The following is a 22,346-nucleotide window of genomic DNA, read 5'->3' on the forward strand; positions in this document are numbered from 1 at the left end:
CCGGCATCAACCGGCAAGAGTAGCATTCAGGATATCACGCGCGGTGCCGGACGGCCTGAATTCCGGCCCCGCGCGGCCGGTTGCGAACGAGAGGCAGCGAGATATATGTCCGACGAGGCATCCGCCACCCCATCCCCGTCCGAGACCGGTGCGCAGCCGACGGGCGCGGTGCTCGTGGGAGTCGTGGCGGGACAGTCGCCGCGCGTCGTCAAAGAGGCTGCGCGGTATGCGAAGGCGTTCGGCGTTCCTCTCCTGGTCGTCAACGTCGACGTGACCCGATTCGTGGCGTACGAAGACCCCGACGGCTCGGTGCAGACGGCCGCCATCGACCTGGCGGCGGTCGGGCGCGAGAGCGAGGTGAAGCAGGTGACCGACGAGACCTCGGCGGCCCTTGAGGGGTGCGATGTCGAGTGGTCGCTGCGCTGGCTCGTAGGCGACCCTGCACTGGCGATGAAGAAGCTCGCCGACGAGGTGCGCGCGCGGCTGATCGTGGTGGGCACGCGCAAGCAGGGGCTCGGTGAGTCGATCCGCGAGTTCTTCACCGGCTCGGTCGCGGTGCGATTGGCGCACCGGCAGACGCGCCCGGTCCTGGTCGTCCCGACCGGACAGCTTCTCGACGACGACCAGGACTTCGAAGGCTGACTCACCCGCGCAGCGCCCGGGTGACCGCACGCGCGGCCTCGTCGAGGGCGCGGCTGAGTTCGTCGACGAGGGATGCCTCGAGCCGGCCGCCGCGCGCGACATGCGAGCGCAGATCTGTGCGCACCTGCGCGCGGAAAGCACCTATCGCGGCATCGGCGCGCTGCAACTGCTCGCGCGCGCGCACTCGCGGGTCGTCGGCCCGCGAGGTGTCGGCCGGCGCTGCGCGCCGCTCGTCATGTGCGGCAGCGGCCAGGTCGGCGCGCAGGCTCTTCATCGCCTCGCGCACGCTGCCGCGCACCTCGTCGGCGATCAGGCGTACCGAGTCGGCGAGGCCGGCCTCGATCCCGTCGAACTCGTCGGCTCGGCCGGCGACCTCGGCTCGGCCGGCGTCGGTGATGGCGTAGATCGTCTTGCGCCCGTCCACGCTCTTGGTGACCAGGCCCTCTTCTTCAAGCTTGGCCAGCCGGGGGTAGATAGTGCCGGCGCTGGGCGTATAGGTGCCGCCCGTGCGGTCGGTCAGGGCGTGGATCAGGTCGTATCCGTGCCGTGGCTGCTCATCGAGCAGCTTCAGCAGATACAGGCGCAGGTCGCCGTGTGAGAAGACCGGGGTCATCACCATTCCTCCTCATCGGGGTCGGCTGCGGCATCCGTCGTCGTGTCGGCAACCGTGCGGCGCAGCACCGAGAGGTTGCCCGACACCGAGTTCGTGCGAATGTCGGCGAAGCTGCCCGACAGGTCGCCGGTCGTGCCCGTGTAGTTGGTGACCGGACCGTTGCCCTGGCCCGAGCGCACGACGCCATCGATGAGCACCTGCCCGCTGACGCTGCGCACCACATAATTCGCTGACAGCTGGTCGTCGAGCCGAATGGTGGCATCGCCGCTGACAGTGTTCAGCGAGATGCGGTTGACCGGTCCGGTGCTGTCGATGAGCACCGGACCCGACACGGTGTCGACGACAGTTCTGCTGAGCGCGCCGGTGGCGGCGATGTCGCCCGACACGCTGTTGGCGGTCAAGGCACCGGTGAGCCCTCGAATCTGCACATCGCCCGAGACGGCGTTGACGGTCAGGTCGCCGGTGAGCCCATCGACAAGAAGGTCGCCCGAGACGGTGTTCAGTCGGGCAGCGGTGCGCAGGCCGCTGATCAGTGCGCTGGCACTGACGACGCCGAGCGTGAGGGCGACCTCGCGAGGGACGGCGACGCTGATCTCGGCCTTCGGTCCGTTCGATCCGAAATTGCGGAACACATCGAGGAAGTTGTCCCAGCCGAGCTGGGGGTGGTCGATCTCGACGCTGCCGTCGACCGACTCGATGCGCAGGTCTTTGCCAGAGACCGCGTGCACCTCGATGCGCAGGCTGGGTTCGTCATGTGCGACGACGTCGATCTGGCCGCCGATGAGTCCGATCTTGAGCTTGCGGACGTCTTCGATGTCGATGATGCGTGTCTGGCCCGGTTGGATGAGCCACTTCTCCAGGGTCATGTGTTGCTCCAATGTGAGTGGTTCGCGATATATCGCGTCTACCAAGAGTAACACGATATATCGCGATGGCAACTCTTTTTGGAGCGGGGGTGAGGATGCCGGTAGTTGACATTGACGCAGCGTCAACCTTTAGCGTGGAGAACGGAAGGAGGACGAGATGGACTGGTCGATCCACGAAGTGGCCACGTTCACCGGAACGACGAGCAGAACCCTGCGTCACTACGACGCGATCGGGCTGCTGCCGCCGACCCGCGTGGGCGGCAACGGATACCGGCGGTACGACGAGAGCGCGCTCGTGCGGCTGCAGCGCATTCTGCTGCTGCGCGAACTCGGGCTCGCGCTGCCGCAGATCGCCGAGGTCCTGGACCGTGAGACGTCGGAACTGCGCGCACTGAGCGCGCATCTCGACCTGCTGCGGCAGGAGAAGTCGCGTCTGGACCGGCAGATCGCCGCCGTCTCGTCGACGATCGATGCTCTGAAAGGAGGGGAGAAACCCATGGCAGAGAAGATGTTCGACGGATTCGACCACACGCAACACCGTGACGAGGTCACCGAGCGCTGGGGCGCCGACGCGTATGCGCGTGGCGACAGCTGGTGGCGCGGAATGACCGACTCGGAACGGGCCGCATGGCAGCAGCAGGTCGCCGACCTGAACGCCGGGTGGCGGGATGCCGCATCCCGCGGCATCGCGACCGACTCGGCCGAGGCCCAAGCACTGGCAGAGCGCCACGTGCAGTGGCTGCGCGGCATTCCGAGCACGCCGGCAGCGGCATCCGGTGGTGACGTGAAGGCATACGTGCTCGGTCTGGGCGACATGTACGTCGCCGACCCGCGGTTCGCCGCCAACTACGGCGGGGCCGATGGCGCGACGTTCGTGCGCGACGCGCTCGGCGTCTATGCACAGGCGCGGCTCTAGCTACTTCGGGTCGGGTGCACACGACCCGAAGCTAGGCTGGCGGCATGCCCGATCCCGTCGCGTTCCTGCGCTCGTGCGCCCTGGGCACGCGGGTGACGGTGCGTCGACGGGTCGATGACGGATGGACCGACGCGCTCGGCTATCTGCGTGAGCTCACGCCCGAGGCGTGTGTCGTCGAGACGCGTCGCGGCATGGTCACGGTGCCCCTGGAAGCGGTGACCCACGCGATCCGCGTGCCCGAACCGCCCCCGCGCCGCGCACGCTGAGTCGTGCATCGCGGCCGGGTGGAGTGCCTCAGCGGCGAGCGGACGCGCGCTCGCCGACGAACCGCGCGCGGCCCGCGAAGATGCCGGTGATGAAGATGCCGACGCTCACGATCAGCAGAGCGATCAGCGGCCACTCCCACGAGCCGGTCGCATCGTGCAGCGCCCCCACGAGGATGGGGCCGAATGCCGCGATGAGATAGCCGACCGATTGCCCCATGCCCGACAGCGCGGCGGCCTGGTGGTGGTTGCGCGTGCGCAGGCCGAACAGCGAGAGGGCGACGGTGATCGACGCCCCGCCGGCGGCCCCGAGGAAGATCACCCAGACGACCCCCAGCGCGGGCAGCAGCAACTGCCCGCCGACGCCGACGAACACGAGAAGGGCTGCGACCGCGGCCAGACCGCTCTGGGCGCGAAGCCGGTGCAGCAGTGCGGCGGCCGTGAGGCTGCCGACGATGCCGAAGCCCTGGAAGATGAACTGGTGCCAGCCGGCGCCGGTGATGGACAGTCCCCCCTCGTGTTCGACGGTGGGCCACCAGGTGACGGCGGTGTAGTAGATCGTCGACTGCAGGCCGAGGTAGAGAGTGACCATCCACGCGAGCGGCGAGCGCCACATCGCCCCGACGTGGACGGGGTCGGCCGGGGCATCCGTGCTGTCGACGGCAGCGGCATCCGCCCTCTTCGATGAATGGTGTGCGCGCAGCTGCGGCAGGAACACCGCGAACCCGATGAGAGCAAGGGCCGCCCAAATTCCCAGCGACAGGCGCCACCCTGCACCGGTCATGCCCGCGATCGGCACCGACAGGCCTGCGGCCAGGGCCGCTACTCCGCTCTGCAGGGCGGAGTAGAACCCGGTCATCTGCCCGACCCGGTCGGGATACTCGCGCTTGATGAGGGCGGGCAAAAGCACGTTGATCATGGCTATCGCCGCGCCCAGGATCGCCGTGCCCACCCAGATGGCGCCGGGCAGCGGCACCGAACGCAGCACGATCGCAGCGGCGAGCACGAGCAGCGAGCCGCCGAGGGCCGGCTCCAGACCCACGCGGCGGGCGATGCCGGGAGCGATCGGGGAGATGACGGCGAATCCGATGACGGGAAGGGCGACAAGGAAGGATGCCGCGGTGCCGCCGATCTGAAGATCGGAGCGGATCTCGCCCAGCACGGGGCCGACCGAAGTGATGCCGGCGCGCAGATTCGCTGCCAGTAGCAGGACGCCGGCCAGGACCAGTCCGGCTCGGAGCGCGCGCTCGCGGGGGACCGGTGGCGGCGCAGAAGACATGGATTCAGGCTATGCCCGGGCTGTGCAGGCAGGCGAATCGATACGACGGCAGTCGGCACAGCCCGGCGCACGCACCGTGCGCCGGCCCCGACGGGACCGGCGCACGTGCCTGGGGCTCAGACGGATCAGGTGCGGTTGCGCCCGCTGATGACCCGGAAGAGGAACGCGATCAGTGCGATGACGGCGACGACCACGGCCACCCACAGCAACCAGTGCAGCGCGGCGTTGAGCCCGCTGAAGATCGCGACGATGATGGCGATGATGAGGATGATGATCAAGCCGATGTTCATCCGAGTGCCTCCTTGTTCGGCGGCGCCGCAACCGGCACCGGGCGATGTTGTGCCACTGTGCACCACTGCGGGCGCCCAGGGCTACCCGCTTGACGCGCATTCCCGGCGATGGTATGCCGGGCCGGCCGCGTCAGTCCGGCCTCCGGGTGAGCATGGATGCTCCGGCTCGTCAACCCCTCGACCCCTCCTTGCGCTGCGGGTTACCGTGACCGAAACAGAAGGAGACATCATGCCCAGAGGACGTGCCTCGAACAGCCTGAAGAATCCCGACATGTATGACGAACTGCGCAAGGACGGCGCCTCGCAAGAGAAGGCGGCCCGCATCTCGAATGCTGCCGCGAAGGAGGGCAAGAAGAGCGTCGGACGCCGGGGCGGTGAGGCGAAAGATTATGAAGACCGCACTGTCGGCGAGTTGAAGGACCGCGCGAAAGAACTCGGCCTGCACGGCTATTCCGACAAGCGCAAGTCTGAGCTCATCGACATGCTGCGCAACCACTGACGAGAATGCCGCGCCCGAAGCGGGTGCTCGGCGGATCGCGCGAGGCGGCTGGGCTGCGCCGGCCGGTGCGATCTCGGGACCTGCACAGCGGCCCGTGAAATACTGTGCGCCGTACGGCCTCGCGCGGCCGTGTTCCACCTCATGCTCGAAGGGCACCCGTGTCGAAGCTTGCCGTCCTCAGCCTGCGCAATCGCGCTTTGATCGCGCTGATCACGATCATCGCCGCCGTCTTCGGATCGATAGCTCTGGTCAATCTCAAACAAGAGCTGATCCCCTCCATCGAGTTCCCGCAGCTGATCGTCGTCTCGACGTATTCGGGGGCCTCGCCCGAGGTCGTCTCCAACGACGTGTCCGACCCCATTGAGCAGGCCATCCAGGGCGTTCCCGGGCTTGAAGAGACCAGCGCGACAAGCACGACGAACTCGTCGATCGTGCAGGCGCAGTTCACGTACGGCACGAACCTCGCCACGGCCGAGCAGAAGATCAGCCTCGCGATCAACCGCATCAAGACCACCCTGCCCGACGGCGTCGATCCGAACGTGATCTCGGCCTCGATCGACGACTTCCCCGTGATCCAGCTGGCGGTGACCGGCTATGACGACGAGCAGACCGTGCAGTCACGGCTGCAGAACACTGTTGTGCCCGACCTTGAAGACATCGACGGGGTCAACGCCGCGCAGATCGTGGGCGGACGCGGTCAGCGGGTGACGATCACACCCGATACCGACAAGCTCGCCAAGGCCGGCTTCACCACCCAGGCGATCAGTGACGCGCTGAAGCAGAACGGCCTGCTCTTTCCCGGTGGCGACATCACCGAGGGTGATCAGACCCTCACCGTGCAGACCGGCTCGAAGCTCGACTCGGTCGACCAGATAGAGAAGCTGCCCCTGGTGCCCGGCTCGGCTGCCCAGCTCGCTGCCGGGGCGACCACGATCGCCGATGTCGCCGACGTGGCGTTGGAACGCGACCCGGTGACCACCATCTCGCGCGTGGACGGCAAAGACGCCCTGACTCTGGCGATCACGAAGCTGCCGTCGGCGAACACCGTCGATGTCTCCACAGCCGTGCGCGATGCCCTGCCCGAACTGCAGAAGCAGCTCGACGGCGCGCAGTTCACCGTCGTGTTCGATCAGGCGCCCTACATTCAGCAGTCGATCGACTCGCTCGCACAAGAGGGTCTGCTCGGCCTGCTGTTCGCGGTGATCATCATCCTGATCTTCCTGCTGTCAGTGCGCTCCACCCTCGTCACGGCGATCTCTATCCCGACGAGTGTGCTGATCACGTTCATCGGCATTCAGGCGTTCGGCTATTCGCTGAACATCCTCACCCTGGGCGCCCTGACGATAGCCATCGGGCGGGTGGTCGACGACTCGATCGTGGTGATCGAGAACATCAAACGACATTACGTCGACGGGGCCGACAAGCTGCAGGCCATCACCCGCGCCGTGCGTGAGGTGGCGACGGCCGTGTCGGCATCGACGCTGACCACTGTCGCGGTCTTCCTGCCGATAGCGTTCGTCGGCGACATGACCGGCGAGTTGTTCCGGCCGTTCGCCCTCACCGTGACCATCGCCATGGTCGCCTCGCTGGTGGTGGCACTGACGATAGTGCCCGTGCTGGCGTACTGGTTCCTCAAGCCGGGCAAGCAGCTGCTCGACGCTGACGGAAACGCGGTCGATCCCGAGGCGCCCGAGGCCCCGCCCTCGCGGTTGCAGAGGGGCTATCTGCCGATTCTGCGGTGGACCCTGAAGCATTCGGGCGTCACCGTGCTGATAGCGCTGCTGGTGCTGGGCGGCACCATCGCGTTGGCGCCCTTGATGAAGACGAACTTCCTCGGCGACTCGGGGCAGAACACGTTCACGATGACGCAGGACCTCGGGCCGGCGGCATCCCTGAACACCGAGAACGCCGCGGCGAAGAAGGTCGAAGCAGCGATCAAGGATGTCGCCGGCATCGACACCGTGCAGACCTCGATCGGTTCGAGCGGCTCGGCGCTGCGCGATGCTTTCGCCGGCGGCGGCAGCGGCGTGACCTACTCGATCACCACCGACACCGACGCCGATCAGGAGCAGGTGCGCGCCGACGTCGAAGACGCCGTCGCGGGGCTGAAGGATGTCGGAACCGTCACGATCTCGGCGGCACAGGGCGGTTTCGGCTCGAGTGACGTCGAGATCGATGTGACCGCGCCCGACGGCAAGACGCTGCAGACAGCGACCGACGCCGTCGTCGATGCGGTGCAGGGCAAGGACGGCATCGGCCAGGTCACGACGAACCTCTCGGCCTCGCTGCCGTACATCTCGGTGTCGGTGGATCGCGACAAGGCCGCCGAGCTCGGTCTGAGTGAGGTGGCGGTGGGCAGCCTCGTCTCGAACACCATGCGTCCGCAGCAGCTCGGCGCGATCGAGATCGATGAGCGAAGCGTCACGGTGTATCTCGCGGCCGCCGACGAGCCCGACTCGATCGCCGCCCTCAAGAAGATGCAGGTCGCCTCGGCGACCGGTCCGGTGCGACTCGACAAGGTCGCCACGATCGAGAAGGCCAACGGGCCGACGTCGATCTCGTCGCAGCGCGGCGTGCGCACCGCCACGGTGACGGTCACCCCCGCGACCGATGACTTGACCGCGGCATCCGCCACCATCGACGAGGCGCTGAAGACGGCAGACCTGCCCACGGCGGCTGACGCGTCGATCGGTGGCGTGCTCTCGCAGCAGACCACTGCGTTCTCGCAGCTGGGCCTGGCGATGCTCGCGGCGATCCTGATCGTCTACGTCGTGATGGTGGCGACCTTCAAGTCGCTGCGCCAGCCCCTGCTGCTGCTGGTGTCGGTGCCGTTCGCGGCGACCGGCGCGATTCTGCTGCAGCTGATCACCGGCGTGCCGCTGGGCGTGGCATCCCTCATCGGCGTGCTGATGCTGATCGGCATCGTGGTCACGAACGCGATCGTGCTCGTCGACCTCGTCAACCAGTACCGCACGAAGGGGTTGTCGGCCCATGACGCGGTCATGGCCGGCGGTTCCCGGCGACTCCGGCCGATTCTCATGACGGCGCTGGCGACGATCTTCGCGCTCACACCCATGGCGCTGGGCATCACCGGCCACGGCGGATTCATCTCGCAGCCGCTGGCGATCGTGGTGATCGGCGGCCTCGTCTCGTCGACGGTGCTGACGCTGCTCGTGCTGCCCACCCTGTACAACCTGGTCGAGGGCGCGCGCGAACGGCGGGCGGCTCGACGTGGGGAGAAGGTGGCGGATGCCGCCGGCCCGGCCGTCGTCGTGACCGGGCAGGGCGCGGCCGAGACGGTGGGCGCGGCCGAGACGGTGGGCGCGCTGCCCGCCGCGCCGGCGGTGCACCAGGTGGCCTCGCGGCGGCCGCGCCGCGAGCACTGAGCTGTCGCGCGCGGGGCTGTCTTGTGCAGGGGTGCCTCGTGCCGGGGTGACTCGTGCCGGGGTGCCTCGCGCAGGGGTGCCTCGCGCAGGGGTGCCTCGTGCTGGGGTGACTCGTGCCGGGGTGCCTCGTGCTCGCGGCGCTCGGCGCCGAGCATGCGGTGCAGGCGCGCGGCGAACACGCCGAGCCACGTGAAGATCAAGGTGAACGCCAGAAGCTCGAACGACGTGAGCGTCATGCCGTGGAACAGGTACACGATCGTCGAGATCACCAGCGTGCTGCCCAGCAGGTAGGTGAACACCATCAGACGCGTCGAATAGTGCCGGCGGCGGATGACGACGGTGATCAGAACGCCCAGGAACGAGAAGATGATGCCGTCGGCGGCGCGCTCGTGCAAGAACTGGTTGACATTGACCGGGAAGAACCCGACACCGGCCAGATGAGCACCCGCGCAGGCGAGCAGCACACTCAGCTTGCCGGAACGGGGAACGCCGCGCAGGTCTTGCAGGGCGTGCATCTCGTGGCGCACCTGCAGGGCGAAGCCGAGAAAGAGCATTCCCACCACTGTCATCGTCAGGTTGAAGGTGTGTCCGGAGAAGTCGCGGAAGGTGCCGAGCTCGCTGAACTGGGTGTGCAGCCACGTGGTGTCGTTGCTCGTCATCATCGACACCGCCGTTCCGGCCACGAGCAGCGCCGTCACCAGGGTCGCCCATTGCGGGCTCGTCAGGCGGCGCAGGCCGGGCAGTGTGATGCGCAGGCCGGGCAGTGTGACGCGTAGCGCCGACGTCGGTGCGGTCTGTGCCGTCGATACCCCGATCGACATCTTTCCCCCTCGAAGCGCCCCACTCGCCCGAGTCCCCAGACCTGATCCGTGTGTCGCGCCGGATGCAGTCCCTTCCAGCCCCCAGCGTGACGGCATCAGCCGTCGAGAAGAATGGTATTAGGGTGCGCTGGGTATCGCATCACCGAGGGCGCGGATTGACGCCGCGTTGCGCGTGCCGGTAGTGGTCGCCCCCTGGTCGGGCGGTTCGCGAGGGCACCGCGGGGCGCGTGCTCTTCGCACCCTTCGGGAGTTCCCCCATCGGCCATCGACCCTCGGCCCAGCCGAGGAGATATGCCCGGGCGAGGACCGTCATCGCCCATTTCGCCCTCTCCTCGGCCTTTCTCCTCGGCCCGGCCGAGGGCGGGGCTCGCTGCGGGGCCGATACGGCGCTCGGCGGCGCCCTTGCCAAGGCGGCTGGACAACGGGGGAGACGTGACCGGGCTTCCTCCCAGGTGCTGTCGATATGGTTGAGCGGTCGGCTCAGGGCAAAATGTGGGTTTGTGTGCTCAGGGGGCCGATGATGGGCGCCGCTCGGCGTGCATGACCATCATCAGAATGGCCCCGGCCGACGGACGTCCGGGTTGCCCGGGCGTGCGCTCGGGCGCTGTTCTCGTGCAAGAGAACCCAGAAGGACCATGCCCAAGAACAAGAAGCCGGCCGGAGGCCGGCCCGCTCGCAATTTCGATCCCCGCTATGCGGCGAAGACGAAGTACCGCCCCGGGGAGTCATCGGCCGGCAAGGCCGGCAGCCGCAGCCCGGGTCACCGCGGATATCGCGCTGCCGAGTCCGAGACCGCGGCGCCCAAGCGTCGCTGGACCGCGCAGGAGAAGGCCGGTCGCGACGAGTCGCGCGCCATTCGCGACGGTCGCAGCGTGCGCCGCGACGACCGCGGGTACCAGGCGGGCTCGGGTCAGCGTTCGTCGTCGTACCGCGACGACCGCGTGCCGCGCCAGGACGACCGTGGTTTCGGTGACGCGCGGCGTGACAGCCGTCCGGTGCGACGCGATGATCGTGGTGCACGGGGGAATGACCGTGCGACTCAGCGTGATGACCGTGGCTTCCGTAACGACCGGGCTCCGCGTCGTGATGACCGTGCGCCTCAGCGTGATGACCGTGGCTTCCGTGGTGACCGCGCTCCGCGTCGTGACGACCGTGCGTCTCAGGGTGATGACCGCGGCTTCCGTGATGACCGTGGCTTCCGTAACGACCGGGCTCCCCGTCGTGATGACCGTGCGCCTCAGGGTGATGACCGTGGCTTCCGTAGTGACCGGGCTCCGCGTCGTGACGACCGTGCGCCTCAGGGTGATGACCGTGGCTTCCGTAGTGACCGCGCTCCGCGTCGTGATGACCGTGCGCCTCAGCGTGATGACCGTGGCTTCCGTAGTGACCGGGCTCCGCGTCGTGACGACCGTGCGTCTCAGGGTGATGACCGTGGCTTCCGCAATGACCGTGCGCCGCGTCGTGATGACCGCGCTCCGCGCACTGATCGGCCCGCGTTCCGTGACGACCGCGCGCCCCGCACCGACCGCCCTGCGTACCGCGACGACCGCGGCTCGCGCCGTACCGATGATCGCCCGGCGCGGTTCCGCGATGCCCCCGCGCACGCCGCCCGGCCTGATCGCCGCTCGTTCGACCGCAGCGACCGTGGCGACCGCCGCGATGACCGCCGCTCGTTCGACCGTCACGACGCCCCGCGCCGCGACCACGCCGCCGCGGCCCGCCACGAAGAGCACATCGATGTCGTGCACGAGCGGCTGCAGGCGCAAGCCGTCGAGGCCGATGCCGGGGCGACGGCATCGTTCTCCGACCTCGGCCTGGGCGAGAACATCGTGCGTGCGCTCGCCGGAATCGGGGCGGAGCATCCCTTCCCCATCCAGGCGGCGACGATAGCCCCGATTCTGGCGGGCAAGGATGTCTTGGCACGCGGGCGCACCGGTTCCGGCAAGACGATAGCGTTCGGTGCACCACTGGTCGAAGCGGTCCTGCGCGCCAAGGCGGGCATGAAGCGCGCGTTCGGGCGATCGCCTGCGGCGCTGATCCTCGCCCCGACGCGCGAGCTTGCGTTGCAGATCGACCGCACGGTGCAGCCGATCGCTCGCAGTGTCGGCCTTTTCACGACACAGATCTACGGCGGTGTGCCCCAGGCGCGCCAGGTCGGTGCGCTCAAGAAGGGCGTCGACATCATCATCGGCACGCCCGGTCGCATCGAAGACCTGCAGGAGCAGGGCAAGCTCGACCTGTCGCAGGTGCATGTCGTGGTGCTCGACGAGGCTGACCACATGTCGGAGCTCGGCTTCCTCGAGCCGATGCAGCGCATTCTGCGACTGGTCGCCGACGGCGCCCAGAAGCTGCTGTTCTCGGCGACCCTCGACCGTGAGGTCGCGGCACTCGTGGACGAGTTCCTCGTCGATCCGGCCGTGTACGAAGTGGCCGGTGAGGACCAGGACTCGGGAACCATCGACCACCAGGTGCTCGTGATCGACCACCGCGACAAGGCCGAGATCCTCAACTCCCTCGTCGACCGCGCCGGCAAGACGCTCGTGTTCTCGCGCACCCGCGCCTACACCGAGATGCTCGCCGAGCAGTTCGAAGAGGTCGGCATTCGCGCGGTCGCGCTGCACGGTGACCTGAATCAGGCCAAGCGCAGCCGCAACCTGCAGCGGTTGACCGACGGCAAGGTGAACGTGCTGGTGGCAACGGATGTCGCGGCCCGCGGCATCCACGTCGACGACATCGACCTCGTGGTGCAGGCCGACGCCCCCGGTGAGTACAAGACGTATCTGCACCGCTCGGGCCGTACCGGTCGCGCCGGACGCCCCGGCACGGTCGTCACGCTCGTGCCCCGGCAACGCCAGCGCCGGATGGCCGAAATGCTCGAGCACGCCGAGATCGAGGCACCGTTCACCCCGGTGCGTCCGGGCGACGATCTGCTCGAAGAACTCAGCGGGCGTCAGGTCGATCCCACGGCCTGACCGCGGGCGGGATGCCGCAGGCGCCGATCGAGCGGAACCCCTGGTGGGTATTCCGCTCGACGGCGTACTCTGCCAGGATGGTGCGAACGTGTTTGTAAGGGTGGCTTCCTAACACCGCCACGAGCACGGCCCAGGACCCGACCCGGGCGCACCCCCGACCGAAGGAGCTTGTGAAGTGAGCCCCCGCGCTTCCCTGCTGGCGATGACTGCGGTCTGCGCCGTGGTCGTCGGCCTGGCCGCGGCATCCCCCGCCACCGCCTCGGTGACTGCCGCCGCGAGCGACGACGGCGCGTCGACACCCACGCCCACCACCACCGTCAACGGGTACCGCAACGTCGGCTATTACGGCGCCTGGCAGGCGAGCGGCGACGCCAAGGCGACGCTGAAGACGCTGTTCGTCGACACCGCGACCGCGCAGAACATCACGCATCTGAACTACTCGTTCGGCAACATCGCCGGCTCACAGCAGGCCCTGGATGCCGCGCGCGCCGACGGCGCGAAGGGGCTCGACGACGTCGACCCGTACACGTGCTTCATCTCGGATGCCGCGGCTCCGGCTGCCGGCGAGACCGATGCCGCCGGCGATGCCGACGACGACTTCGTGCGTGCATACACCGCCGACGATTCGGTACTGGGCGTCGCCGACACCAAGACGCAGAAGCTCGCCGGAAACTTCAATCAGCTGCGGGAGTTGAAGCGCCTGTACCCCGACCTGAAGGTGAGCATCTCGCTGGGCGGGTGGTCGTGGTCGAAGTCGTTCTCGAAGGCCGTCGCCACCGAGGAGGTCCGCGCCAAGCTCGCCTCGAGCTGCATCGACCTGTACATCAAGGGTAATCTGCCCACCATTGACGGCCGGGGCGGCAATGGCGCCGCTTCCGGCATCTTCGACGGCATCGACATCGACTGGGAGTGGCCGGGCGCACCCGACTGGGCGCAGGAGGTCGGCAACTCCATCGACCCTGCCAATGATGCGGCCCACATGCTGGCGTTCGTGAAAGAGTTGCGCGCTCAGCTCGATACGCTCGCGACGACGACCCACCGTGACTACGAGCTCTCGGCGTTCCTTCCCGCCAGCCCCACCGTCATCACCGCCGGTGGATGGAGCGCTCCCGAGCTGTTCCAGTACCTCGACTACGGCAATCTGCAGGGCTACGACCTGTGGGGCACCTGGTCGCAGACCACCGGTCATCAGGCGAACATCGTGGGCGATCCGGCCGAGAACTGGGGGCTGGGACTGGACACCATCGTCGCGTCGTACAAAGACGCCGGCGTCGATCCTGCGCAGTTGAACCTGGGCGTGCCCGCATATGGGCAGGGGTGGAAAGATGCCCAAGCCCAGCCGTGGACGGCGGCGACCGGCATCGGCCAGCAGTCGTGGGATCAGCTGAAGGCTCGCAAACTCGAGATCCATCACGACTACGCGGCCGATGGGCATTACACAGCGACCTGGGGATATGACCCGGTGGCGCGGGAGTTCTGGTCGTTCGACGATCCGTTCTCGGTCGCCGAGAAGACCCGCTGGGCGATTCGGCAGGGTGTGGGCGGCGTCGACGTCTGGGAGCTCAGCCAGGACCTCGACGGCGATCTGTCTGCGGCATCCGCCGCCGTCATGCGCAAGGCCGACGACGGACCGGTGGCCGGAACCGCGCTCGTTTCATGCGGACACACTCCGGATGCCGCGGCGAAAGCGTGGAACGCGCAGACCACCTACGATCGCGGTGACCGCGTGTACTACGGCCGTCACGTGTACGAAGCGCTCTGGTACACGAAGGGTCAGCACCCGGGCTACTCGAACGTCGGGGCGTGGAGCACGCTGACCGCGTGCGGCGTTGATCCGGCGACGGTGCAGGAGTGGCACGCCGACACCGTCTACGACACCGGCGACAAGGTGCTCTACAAGGGCACGACCTATGTTGCGCAATGGTGGACGCGCGATCAGAAGCCCGATGTGCTGTGGGGGCCCTGGCGGGCCGAGTAAGTGCGGTGATCGAGCCCGATCACACCATCGCGAGCCGGTCCACGAGCAGCCTCACCCTCTGCGCGGCGTCTCCCGGCAGCAGCCGGCCGGCTCGGGTCAAGGTCGCCAGTCCGTGCAGAGATGCCCAGAACACCTCGGTGAACTGCCCTGGGTCGACGCCGTCACCGGCGACCTCGCCCAGGGTGTCCCGCAGTGCGGCGAAGGCGTCCTTGAGAGGTTCTGGGGTCTCTTCCTGTGCGTATGCGAGGCCGCCGTCGAGCTGGAACAAGGCGTCGTAGACAGCCGGATTACCCGCAGCGAAGTCCAGGTAGGCGTGAGCGAGCGCGGCGACTCGGGCTCGTGGGTTGTGGGCGGCTGCGGTCGCGGTCCGCACGGCCGCCGCCATCTCGGCAGCGCCCTCGAGAGCGACGGCACCGACGATCTCACGCTTGCCGCGAAAGTGGCTGTACAGGACGGGCTGGCTGTATTCGATGCGCTCGGCGAGCCGGCGCGTGGTCACTGCGTCCCACCCCTGCTGTTCGGCGAGCTTGCGAGCGGTCGCCACGATGAGTTGTTCCCGCTTTGCACGTTCTCGCTCTTTGCGCTCCTGCACGGACATGACCAGATTCTAGCACCGCTAGACAAACAAGCGCCAGAAGAGCTAGCGTTGCAGGAAGAACTAGCAACACTAGATTAGGAGCCATTATGGTCAGTGCCCTCGAAGTCTTCTCCACCGTGATCGTCGGCGTGTTGGTGGGGGTGGAGTTCTCTGTCGCCTTCATCATGAATCGCATCCTCAACGCGCTCCCCGAAGACAGCAGACAACTCGGTCATGCCCACGGCGGGCGAATGCTCGGCGCCCTGATGCCGTTCTGGTACATCGGCTCACTCGTGCTGGTCGTGGTCTGGGCCCTCGTCAGCTGGCACGATCAGGGCGTCGGCCTGGTGATCACCGCGGGCGTGCTGCTGCTGCTCAGCGTGGTCATGTCGGTTCTGCTGCTCGTGCCGATCAACAACCTGAACAAGACGTGGACCCCCGAGAACCGGCCTGCCGACTGGAAGCAGCAGCTGCAGCGCTGGGAACGCCTCCACTACGTGCGCGTCGCGGTCTTGGTCGCCGCGTTCGCCCTGCTCGTCGCCTCGCTCGTCTGAGCCCGTTCAGAAGGGGATCGGCTCGGGGACGAAAGTGACGGTGGCGATGGGCGTGTCGATGTATTCGCGTCCGGTGGGGCTGGTCCATTTGAGACGGCCGTGGCCGAGCTGCTCCACACGCCAGAGCGTGTGGTGTTTGACGACGTGATGGGGTCGGCAGAAGTCGGCGAGGTTCTCGTCACTGGTCTCTCCGCCCAACGCCGCGTCGATGGTATGGTCGCCGTCGCAATGCCAGGGGGGTCTTGTGCAGCCGGGGAATCGGCAGTGTTCGTCGCGCACGTCGAGGAAGCGCCGCAGAGCCGCGGTAGGTCGGTAGCGGTCGACCGCGACTGGCTCGCCGCTGGTGGGATCGGTGAGGACCCGGTCCCAGCCAGGAGCCTGGGCGGTCAGCCGTTTGGCGGTGTCGAGATCGATGGGGCCGTACCCGGCAAGAATCGGCGGTTGATCGCTGTGGCCGAGAAGGGTGAGCACAGGGACGGTGATCTGTACTTTCGCGTGGATAGCATCCAATCCGTCGCCGTGGCCAGTGGGGATGGCGGTGAGGAGGATGTCGGCGAAGAGGTCGGCGCGCTTCTGGTCCATGGTGCGGGGATCGGTCGGTTCGGTGTCTTCGCCGGAATCGACATCGGAGTCGGCGTCGCCGCTGGGGGCGGTGATCAGGGTGAACGCGGCTGTGCCCTCGCTGGTGTCGCTCGGAGCGCCGTCGTGGGCATCGCCCGTGCCGGCGGCGGGGGAGAGAGCGTGGGCGGTCGTCGTGAGGCGGTCGTAGATGGCGCGGGCAAGGATGGCGGGACCTTCGTAGATGAGCCGACCGCGGTTGTGGGGCAGGTCGATCAGCTGCACGGAACGGTCGTCTTTGGACTGCTCGATGTTCGCGTTCGAGGCTGCGGGGTCGATCCGAGCGGCCAGGATGGTCACGATCTTGCTCAACCGGTACGGCGTCTCGGCCGCCGCGGCGGACAGAGCACGCTCTTCATACTCGGCCCGCAGCCCCGGGTCGGCGATGATCGAGCCCGCATCCACGATCGTGTGCGCATGCGCCAGATCGATCTCGCCGCGGCTGAGGGCGAGCTGGGTGGCGGGGAACTGGGTGACCAATACAGAGGCGGTACCCATCCGGGACTGCACCGACCGGTCGGACAGCCGCATGGCGGCGCCGAGCTCTGCGGAGATCTCACGCAGAGGCAGCTGGTGACTGACCGGTAGCCGACGTTCGTGTCGGTCTTGCTCGCGGGCGATGACCACGTCGACGGCGTCGGCCAGCAGCTCAGCCTCGTGTGCCTGCAACGCCGCGATCTTGCGTCGGGTCTCGACCAGGTCGGACACCAGAGTATCCAGCGTGCCCCAGATTCCCGACGGAGCGAAGGGCCCGGCCGTCAGCGGATCGGGCCCCGCGCCCGACGACTCGGGCTCGGGCGACTGCGATTCGGAAGACACGGGAAACAGGCTCCAGATGAACGCCGACAACGGGGGACGTGTCCGCAGCGTCTCAACCTCAGGAGCCGACGATCGTGCCGGTTCCGCGTCTCATTCTGGCCTGTGTGCTACTCGTCAATCGCGGACTTGCTATACCTCTAAGAGTAGCAGATATCTTCGTCGAATACTGCCACTACCGTGAGATTACTCTCATACAGAACCACGACTCGCCACCGCTTTTTGCGCGCCGCGGGCGCAGCAGTCATGCCTCAGAACAGCCGGTCGGATGCGGCATCCACTCGCACGCGCGAGGTGGCGATGACCGGCCCAGTGACACCGCGCCGCGGCTGGTCGTCTTCCAGCCTTCCATCGAGCCCGTGCGCGCGCAGCAGTGGCCGCACCCGCTTGCCGAGCCAGGTGCGGTAGCCCTTGGGCGCGTAGGCCGAGACGCCGGGATACAGACCGCGGTACGACGAGACGAGTTCGGGATGCTCCCGCTCGAGCCACTGCATGAACCACGCCTTCGCCCCCGGCCGCAGATGTAGGGCGCCGAAGACCACCCGCACCGCGCCGGCCGCCTTGATGCGGGTGAGGGCGTCGTCGAGCATCGGGATGGAATCGGTCAGATGCGGCAGGACCGGCATGAGGAAGACGGTGACGGAAAAGCCCGCGTCGGTGGCCGCGCGCACAGTCTGCAGACGCGCCGTCGCGGTGGGTGTGCCCGGCTCGACGGAGTGCTGCAGGGCATCGTCGAACACCGCTATCGACATCGCCAGCGAGACCGGCACCCGGGTGGCGGCATCCATCAGCAGAGGAAGGTCGCGACGCAGCAGCGTGCCCTTGGTGAGGATCGAGAACGGCGTGCGCGAGGCGGCGAGTGCGTCGATGATCTCGGGCATGAGGCGGTAACGTCCCTCGGCGCGCTGGTACGGATCGGTGTTCGTCCCCAGGGCGACCGGCTCACGGCCCCACGATCCGCGGGCCAGTTCGTGGCGCAGCACCTCGGCGACGTTGAGCTTGACGACCACCTGCGAATCGAAGTCGTGACCGGCGTCGAGGTCGAGATACTCGTGTGTGCCGCGGGCGAAGCAGTAGGCGCACGCATGACTGCAGCCTCGGTAGGGATTGACCGTCCAGTCGAACGGCATCGCCGATGAGCCCGGCACGTGGTTCAGTGCGCTCTTGGCCATCACCTCGTGAAAGGTCACCCCCGCGAACTCGGGTGTGGAAACCGACCGGACGAAGCCGTTCAGCCGCTCCATTCCCGGCAGCGCCGCGACATCCGCCACGCCCAGTTCCTGACCCTGCCACCGCATCTTCTTATGGGAACAGAAGTACGATGATATGTCAAGCATGACGACGTTGACAGTCGAATCCTGGGAGCGCTCTCGATTTCCCTACCCAGAAAGGGGCAGAATGGGTCGGGTGACGGCCCCCGACCCGCACAGTCCCCCGATGGTGCACGCCCCTCTGACGCGGCGTGCCCTTCGTGAAGCGCGCGCGCGGGCCCAGATGACCGACCCCGCCGCGCAGGACCAGGCGGCCACCGCCGAGATCGTCGCGAGCATCGAGGTCGCCACCCTTCCGATCCCGGTCATCGCGCCCGACCACGACGGGCCGACGCATCCCCCCATCTTCAAGCCCCCGCCCCCGCCGCTGCCCGAGGGAGGCTTGACCCCTGTGCTGCGGCCGCTGACCACCGAAGCGGCTCATGCGCGGCACGCGCGCAAACCGCGCGTCGGATTCGCTGCGCGCGTGAGTATGGCCGCCGCTGCGCTGCTCGTGCTGGCCGGCGGGGGATCGGCGGTCGCGCTCGCGAACGCCCCGCACGGCGGTGTCGCGTTCGCCGAATCGACGCTGACCGCAGACGTCACCGGGTCTCGAGTGTCGCCGGAGGCGACGGATGCCGCGTCGGCGCCCTCATCGGCGGCGCCGTCTGGCGCTTCGTCGGCGCCGGCGTCTGACAGCGTCACCCTGGCCTCGCTGTCGCTGTGCGAGACCGACGCCTTCACCGACGCGCTGCACGACGGCGACGACGCCGCGGCCATCCGGGTGGCCGGCGGTGCGGACGCCTTCCGTGACGCGGTGACCGAAGGGCGCGCGCCCTGCGTTTCGCTGTCAGACCCGACTCACGTGTGGGTCGTCGTCGACAAGCTGCGTCCGCTGGAGCCTGCCGACTATGCACCCTCGCCGCGTTCGAAGCCGACCGACGTGCGCAGTCTCGACGGCAGCGGCCTGCGCTCCGACGCGGCTCGGGCCCTTGCTGCGCTCGGCAAAGCCGCCCGCGCCGCGGGCGCCGGCGAGATCGCGCTGAACAGCGGGTACCGCTCGTACACGACGCAGCAGGGCAATTACGGCACGCAGAAGTCCGAGCGCGGCCAGAGTGGTGCCGATGCTGTCAGCGCCCGTCCCGGGTACAGCGAGCATCAGACCGGACTCGCCGGCGATGTCGTGCCCTGTACCGGCGACGCCTGCGGCACCCTCGACGACATCGCCGGCACGACGCAGGGCGATTGGATCGTCGCCCACGCATGGGAGTACGGCTGGGTGGTGCGCTATGAGAAGGGCGAGACCGACGTGACCGGTTACTCGCCCGAGCCGTGGCACCTGCGCTACATCGGCACAGACCTCGCGAAGGCCTACCATCAGGGCGGCTATCACACGCTCGAGGAATTCTTCGGCCTGCCGGCAGCACCCGACTACGCTGACTGATCTTGTGCAGACCCGTGCGCACAGCGCGCGGCATCCGGCCTTTCGTTGTAGGCGGGACTGAATGCCATAGGTTGTGAGACTGGATGCCGCGTAAGATCGGCGGTGCCGCGGTGAAGCACCCGCGTGCTCGACGAAGAGAGAGGTTCCGCCCGTCATGGACCGGGAGATCTACGAGGAAGACCACGAGGCGTTCCGCGATGTCGTGAAGGAGTTCCTCAAGCGCTACGCGACGAACGAGAAGCGTGAGCAGTGGGATGCGGACGGCGAGATCGACCGCGAAACCATGCTCGCCGCAGGCGAGTCCGGCATCATCGGCCTTTCTGTGCCGGAGGAGTTCGGCGGCGCCGGGATGCTGCAGGACTATCGCTTCCGCTCGATTGTGCTCGAGGAGACCATCCAGTCCGGCAACGGGTCACTGGCCGGGGCCTTCGGCATCCAGGACGACCTGGCAGTGCCCTACCTCGTGCACATGGGCACGCCCGAGCAGAAGCAGAAGTGGCTGCCCAAGATGGCCACCGGCGAGGTGCTCGGTGCCCTCGCGATGACCGAGCCGGGTGCGGGCAGCGACCTGCGCGGCATCAAGACGACGGCCAAGAAGGTCGACGGCGGCTACCTCGTCAACGGCGCGAAGACGTTCATCTCCAGCGGCAAGACCGCCGATGTCGTCGTCACGTTCGTCAAGACCGGCGAGGGCAATCGCCCCGACGCCTTCAGCCTCGTGCTCATCGAGAACGGCATGGAGGGCTTCGATCACGGCAAGAAGCTCAACAAGGTCGGCTTCCACGGGTGGGACACCGCCGAGCTCAGCTTCACCGACGTCTTCGTGCCCGAAGAGAACCTCATCGGCGGCGTCGAGGGCAAAGGCTTCATCCAGCTCATGATGAACCTGCCGCTCGAGCGTCTGTCGATCGGCGTCGCCGCGGCGGCGGCCGGTGAGGCCGCGCTGAAGTGGACGCTCGACTACACCCTGAGCCGTGACGCGTTCGGGCAGCCGGTCGCCGACTTCCAGAACACGCGCTTCGCGCTGGCCGACATGGCCACGACCGTCGACGTCATGTGGGCCTATGTCGATCGTGCGATGCTGCTCTACAAGGACCGCAAGCTCACCCCCGAAGAGGCCGCCAAGGTCAAGTTCTGGGCGACCGAGCGCGAGTGGGAGCTGCTCGATCAGGGGGTGCAGCTGCACGGCGGCTACGGCTACATGCTCGAGTACCCCATCGCCCGTGCCTGGACCGACGCGCGCGTGCACCGTATCTACGGCGGCACGAACGAGGTCATGCGCGAGATCGTCGCGCGTCAGGTGACCGGTCGCAAGTAGTACCGCTGTGCGGTGATGGATGCCGCGGCCCCGCATCGTGCGGGCCGCGGCATCCGTCGTCTTCGCGGGCCCCGGCGTAGCCTCTTCGCGGGCCCGGAGTGTCCTCTTCGCGGGCCCGTGTCCTCTTCGCGGGCCCGGAGTGTCCTCGCCGCACGCTCTCACCGTCTGAACCGCCTGGTGGTTCAGATGGTGAGCGAACGCGGGGACACTGTCACACGGAGTCGGCGGGCGGGCGTGAAAGCGCCGGCGGCCCGGGGCGACGCGAGCATTCCGCTGCCGTCCCAAAGTGTCTCTTCCGAAAGTCGAAGCGGCGATGTGGGACGGCGACCGAGCGCGCCCCCGCGCTTCGCCGGCCGACAGTGTCGCTTCGCGGCGGGCATGCGACCAACTGAGACGGTGAATCACGCCGGCGGGCGCCCGCCGTGCCGTGGCGCCCCAGATCGTGGGCGACGCTGCTCAAATCGTGGGCGACGCTGCGCCCGGCGCCGTGCCCCAAATCGCGGGCGACGCTGCTCAGATCGCGGGCGACGCCGCGCCCGGCGCCGCGCCCCAGATCACGGGCGACGCCGCGCCCGGCGCAGCACCCGTGGTGGCGATCACGGCCACTGCGCGGGCGAGCTCGTCTCCGCTGGGCAGCACGTCGGGATTGAGCAGCCACAGTATGCCCAGACTCTGCACGAGCACATAGTCGAGCTTCGCGACCGCTTCAGCATCGGCGGCGCTCATCCCTGGCCGCGCGGCGCGCAGCGGCGCGACGATGCCTTCGTGCCCATGCTCGGCCGCAGCGGCCAGGTGGCTTTCGGGCTGCGCACTGCGCAGCATCCGCACCGCGTTCTCCATGCTCGCCAACAGAGCCTCGCGGTTGGCGGCGAAGATCTCGGGCATGCGGTTCCACAGCGCCGCGAAACCCTCCAGCAGCGGAGCAGACGCGTGCTCGGCGACCACCGCCTCCATCGCGTCGCCGATGCCGCTGCCGAGCGATTGCACGAGCGCCTCGGTGATGAGCTGCTCTTTCGAGCCGAAGTGATAGCCGATCGCGGCGAGGCTGACCCCCGCCGCATTCGCGATCTCGCGAGCGGTCGCCTTGGCCACGCCGTGCTCGAGGATCACCTGACGCGCGCCAGCGAGAAGGTCTTCGCGGTTTCCCATGCCTCGAGTCTAGGACGATTAAGACGCTCGTACTAGACAAACGTCTCATTCCTCTGTTAGACATCTGTATGAGACAAACGTCTCACTTACATCGG

18 protein-coding genes and 1 pseudogene are annotated in these 22,346 nt (G+C 67.8%); 10 read left to right on the forward strand and 9 right to left on the reverse strand.

The features are described from left to right. Nucleotides 1-105: 105 nt before the first annotated feature. Nucleotides 106-642: a universal stress protein gene (locus ET475_RS07590; protein WP_129388101.1), complete on the forward strand. Its 537-nt coding sequence runs from the start codon at nucleotides 106-108 to the stop codon at nucleotides 640-642. A 1-nt stretch (nucleotide 643) separates the two neighbouring features. Here the strand turns inward: ET475_RS07590 and ET475_RS07595 are convergent, their stop codons facing one another. Together ET475_RS07595 and ET475_RS07600 are read right to left on the reverse strand one after the other, a co-directional pair. Then, nucleotides 644-1,255 carry a PadR family transcriptional regulator gene (locus tag ET475_RS07595; protein WP_129388104.1) on the reverse strand — a complete coding sequence of 204 codons (612 nt, stop codon included), beginning with the start codon at nucleotides 1,253-1,255 and terminating at the stop codon, nucleotides 644-646. Then, entirely contained in the window at nucleotides 1,255-2,121 is an 867-nt protein-coding gene (locus tag ET475_RS07600; protein WP_129388107.1) for a DUF4097 family beta strand repeat-containing protein, read from the reverse strand. Before ET475_RS07600 ends, ET475_RS07595 begins: the two co-directional genes overlap by 1 nt. A gap of 157 nt (nucleotides 2,122-2,278) precedes the next feature. Here ET475_RS07600 and ET475_RS07605 point away from each other — a divergent pair, with 157 nt between their 5' ends. Then, the gene (locus ET475_RS07605) at nucleotides 2,279-3,037 is read left to right on the forward strand and encodes a MerR family transcriptional regulator (protein WP_129388109.1); all 759 of its coding nucleotides are present in this window, start codon (nucleotides 2,279-2,281) and stop codon (nucleotides 3,035-3,037) included. Nucleotides 3,038-3,081: 44 nt separating this feature from the next. Continuing rightward, complete coding sequence (locus tag ET475_RS07610; RefSeq protein ID WP_129388111.1) at nucleotides 3,082-3,303, forward strand: ferrous iron transport protein A; 222 nt, start codon at nucleotides 3,082-3,084, stop codon at nucleotides 3,301-3,303. Nucleotides 3,304-3,331: 28 nt separating this feature from the next. Here ET475_RS07610 and ET475_RS07615 read toward each other — a convergent pair whose 3' ends face one another. Then, on the reverse strand, nucleotides 3,332-4,579 hold the full coding sequence (locus ET475_RS07615; protein WP_129388113.1) for a CynX/NimT family MFS transporter: 1,248 nt from the start codon (nucleotides 4,577-4,579) through the stop codon (nucleotides 3,332-3,334). Between the two features lie 125 nt (nucleotides 4,580-4,704). After that, the gene (locus ET475_RS17820; protein WP_165310810.1) at nucleotides 4,705-4,869 is read right to left on the reverse strand and encodes a hypothetical protein; all 165 of its coding nucleotides are present in this window, start codon (nucleotides 4,867-4,869) and stop codon (nucleotides 4,705-4,707) included. 229 nt (nucleotides 4,870-5,098) lie between these two features. Here ET475_RS17820 and ET475_RS07620 point away from each other — a divergent pair, with 229 nt between their 5' ends. Next, nucleotides 5,099-5,368, forward strand: a complete 270-nt coding sequence (locus tag ET475_RS07620; RefSeq protein WP_129388115.1) for a DUF7218 family protein — start codon at nucleotides 5,099-5,101, stop codon at nucleotides 5,366-5,368. Between the two features lie 158 nt (nucleotides 5,369-5,526). After that, entirely contained in the window at nucleotides 5,527-8,754 is a 3,228-nt protein-coding gene (locus ET475_RS07625; RefSeq protein WP_129388119.1) for an efflux RND transporter permease subunit, read from the forward strand. A gap of 227 nt (nucleotides 8,755-8,981) precedes the next feature. On the opposite strand, the pseudogene ET475_RS18400 reads toward ET475_RS07625, so the two are convergent. Beyond that, nucleotides 8,982-9,671: pseudogene (locus ET475_RS18400) on the reverse strand (DUF998 domain-containing protein); the annotation flags it as partial. A gap of 539 nt (nucleotides 9,672-10,210) precedes the next feature. Between ET475_RS18400 and ET475_RS07635 the strand changes: the two are divergent. Both ET475_RS07635 and ET475_RS07640 read left to right on the forward strand, forming a co-directional pair. Next, nucleotides 10,211-12,547, forward strand: a complete 2,337-nt coding sequence (locus tag ET475_RS07635; protein ID WP_129388125.1) for a DEAD/DEAH box helicase — start codon at nucleotides 10,211-10,213, stop codon at nucleotides 12,545-12,547. A 175-nt stretch (nucleotides 12,548-12,722) separates the two neighbouring features. After that, the gene (locus ET475_RS07640) at nucleotides 12,723-14,525 is read left to right on the forward strand and encodes a glycosyl hydrolase family 18 protein (protein WP_129388128.1); all 1,803 of its coding nucleotides are present in this window, start codon (nucleotides 12,723-12,725) and stop codon (nucleotides 14,523-14,525) included. A gap of 19 nt (nucleotides 14,526-14,544) precedes the next feature. Here the strand turns inward: ET475_RS07640 and ET475_RS07645 are convergent, their stop codons facing one another. Next, nucleotides 14,545-15,123, reverse strand: a complete 579-nt coding sequence (locus tag ET475_RS07645) for a TetR/AcrR family transcriptional regulator (RefSeq protein WP_129388131.1) — start codon at nucleotides 15,121-15,123, stop codon at nucleotides 14,545-14,547. 86 nt (nucleotides 15,124-15,209) lie between these two features. On the opposite strand from ET475_RS07645, the gene ET475_RS07650 reads away from it, so the two are divergent. After that, nucleotides 15,210-15,656 carry an anthrone oxygenase family protein gene (locus ET475_RS07650; RefSeq protein ID WP_129388134.1) on the forward strand — a complete coding sequence of 149 codons (447 nt, stop codon included), beginning with the start codon at nucleotides 15,210-15,212 and terminating at the stop codon, nucleotides 15,654-15,656. A 6-nt stretch (nucleotides 15,657-15,662) separates the two neighbouring features. Here ET475_RS07650 and ET475_RS07655 read toward each other — a convergent pair whose 3' ends face one another. Beyond that, nucleotides 15,663-17,093: an HNH endonuclease signature motif containing protein gene (locus ET475_RS07655; protein ID WP_165310812.1), complete on the reverse strand. Its 1,431-nt coding sequence runs from the start codon at nucleotides 17,091-17,093 to the stop codon at nucleotides 15,663-15,665. A gap of 248 nt (nucleotides 17,094-17,341) precedes the next feature. After that, complete coding sequence (locus ET475_RS07660) at nucleotides 17,342-18,388, reverse strand: Rv2578c family radical SAM protein (RefSeq protein ID WP_129388140.1); 1,047 nt, start codon at nucleotides 18,386-18,388, stop codon at nucleotides 17,342-17,344. Nucleotides 18,389-18,527: 139 nt separating this feature from the next. Here ET475_RS07660 and ET475_RS07665 point away from each other — a divergent pair, with 139 nt between their 5' ends. Both ET475_RS07665 and ET475_RS07670 read left to right on the forward strand, forming a co-directional pair. Further along, nucleotides 18,528-19,784, forward strand: a complete 1,257-nt coding sequence (locus ET475_RS07665) for a M15 family metallopeptidase (protein ID WP_242497802.1) — start codon at nucleotides 18,528-18,530, stop codon at nucleotides 19,782-19,784. 154 nt (nucleotides 19,785-19,938) lie between these two features. Beyond that, nucleotides 19,939-21,102, forward strand: a complete 1,164-nt coding sequence (locus ET475_RS07670; RefSeq protein WP_129388143.1) for an acyl-CoA dehydrogenase family protein — start codon at nucleotides 19,939-19,941, stop codon at nucleotides 21,100-21,102. Between the two features lie 513 nt (nucleotides 21,103-21,615). Here ET475_RS07670 and ET475_RS07675 read toward each other — a convergent pair. Further along, nucleotides 21,616-22,251, reverse strand: a complete 636-nt coding sequence (locus ET475_RS07675) for a TetR/AcrR family transcriptional regulator (protein ID WP_129388146.1) — start codon at nucleotides 22,249-22,251, stop codon at nucleotides 21,616-21,618. Nucleotides 22,252-22,346 lie beyond the last annotated feature (95 nt).

The organism is Microbacterium protaetiae, from assembly GCF_004135285.1.
GTDB lineage: Bacteria > Actinomycetota > Actinomycetes > Actinomycetales > Microbacteriaceae > Microbacterium > Microbacterium protaetiae.

Excerpts from the sequence above, each read along its gene's own strand:
- ET475_RS07590 (WP_129388101.1), top strand. The coding sequence starts at position 106 with ATGTCCGACGAGGCATCCGCCACCCCATCCCCGTCCGAGACCGGTGCG.
- ET475_RS07595 (WP_129388104.1), bottom strand. The coding sequence starts at position 1,255 with ATGACCCCGGTCTTCTCACACGGCGACCTGCGCCTGTATCTGCTGAAG.
- ET475_RS07600 (WP_129388107.1), bottom strand. The coding sequence starts at position 2,121 with ATGACCCTGGAGAAGTGGCTCATCCAACCGGGCCAGACACGCATCATC.
- ET475_RS07605 (WP_129388109.1), top strand. The coding sequence starts at position 2,279 with ATGGACTGGTCGATCCACGAAGTGGCCACGTTCACCGGAACGACGAGC.
- ET475_RS07610 (WP_129388111.1), top strand. The coding sequence starts at position 3,082 with ATGCCCGATCCCGTCGCGTTCCTGCGCTCGTGCGCCCTGGGCACGCGG.
- ET475_RS07615 (WP_129388113.1), bottom strand. The coding sequence starts at position 4,579 with ATGTCTTCTGCGCCGCCACCGGTCCCCCGCGAGCGCGCGCTCCGAGCC.
- ET475_RS17820 (WP_165310810.1), bottom strand. The coding sequence starts at position 4,869 with ATGAACATCGGCTTGATCATCATCCTCATCATCGCCATCATCGTCGCG.
- ET475_RS07620 (WP_129388115.1), top strand. The coding sequence starts at position 5,099 with ATGCCCAGAGGACGTGCCTCGAACAGCCTGAAGAATCCCGACATGTAT.
- ET475_RS07635 (WP_129388125.1), top strand. The coding sequence starts at position 10,211 with ATGCCCAAGAACAAGAAGCCGGCCGGAGGCCGGCCCGCTCGCAATTTC.
- ET475_RS07645 (WP_129388131.1), bottom strand. The coding sequence starts at position 15,123 with ATGTCCGTGCAGGAGCGCAAAGAGCGAGAACGTGCAAAGCGGGAACAA.
- ET475_RS07650 (WP_129388134.1), top strand. The coding sequence starts at position 15,210 with ATGGTCAGTGCCCTCGAAGTCTTCTCCACCGTGATCGTCGGCGTGTTG.
- ET475_RS07660 (WP_129388140.1), bottom strand. The coding sequence starts at position 18,388 with ATGCGGTGGCAGGGTCAGGAACTGGGCGTGGCGGATGTCGCGGCGCTG.
- ET475_RS07665 (WP_242497802.1), top strand. The coding sequence starts at position 18,528 with ATGGTGCACGCCCCTCTGACGCGGCGTGCCCTTCGTGAAGCGCGCGCG.
- ET475_RS07670 (WP_129388143.1), top strand. The coding sequence starts at position 19,939 with ATGGACCGGGAGATCTACGAGGAAGACCACGAGGCGTTCCGCGATGTC.
- ET475_RS07675 (WP_129388146.1), bottom strand. The coding sequence starts at position 22,251 with ATGGGAAACCGCGAAGACCTTCTCGCTGGCGCGCGTCAGGTGATCCTC.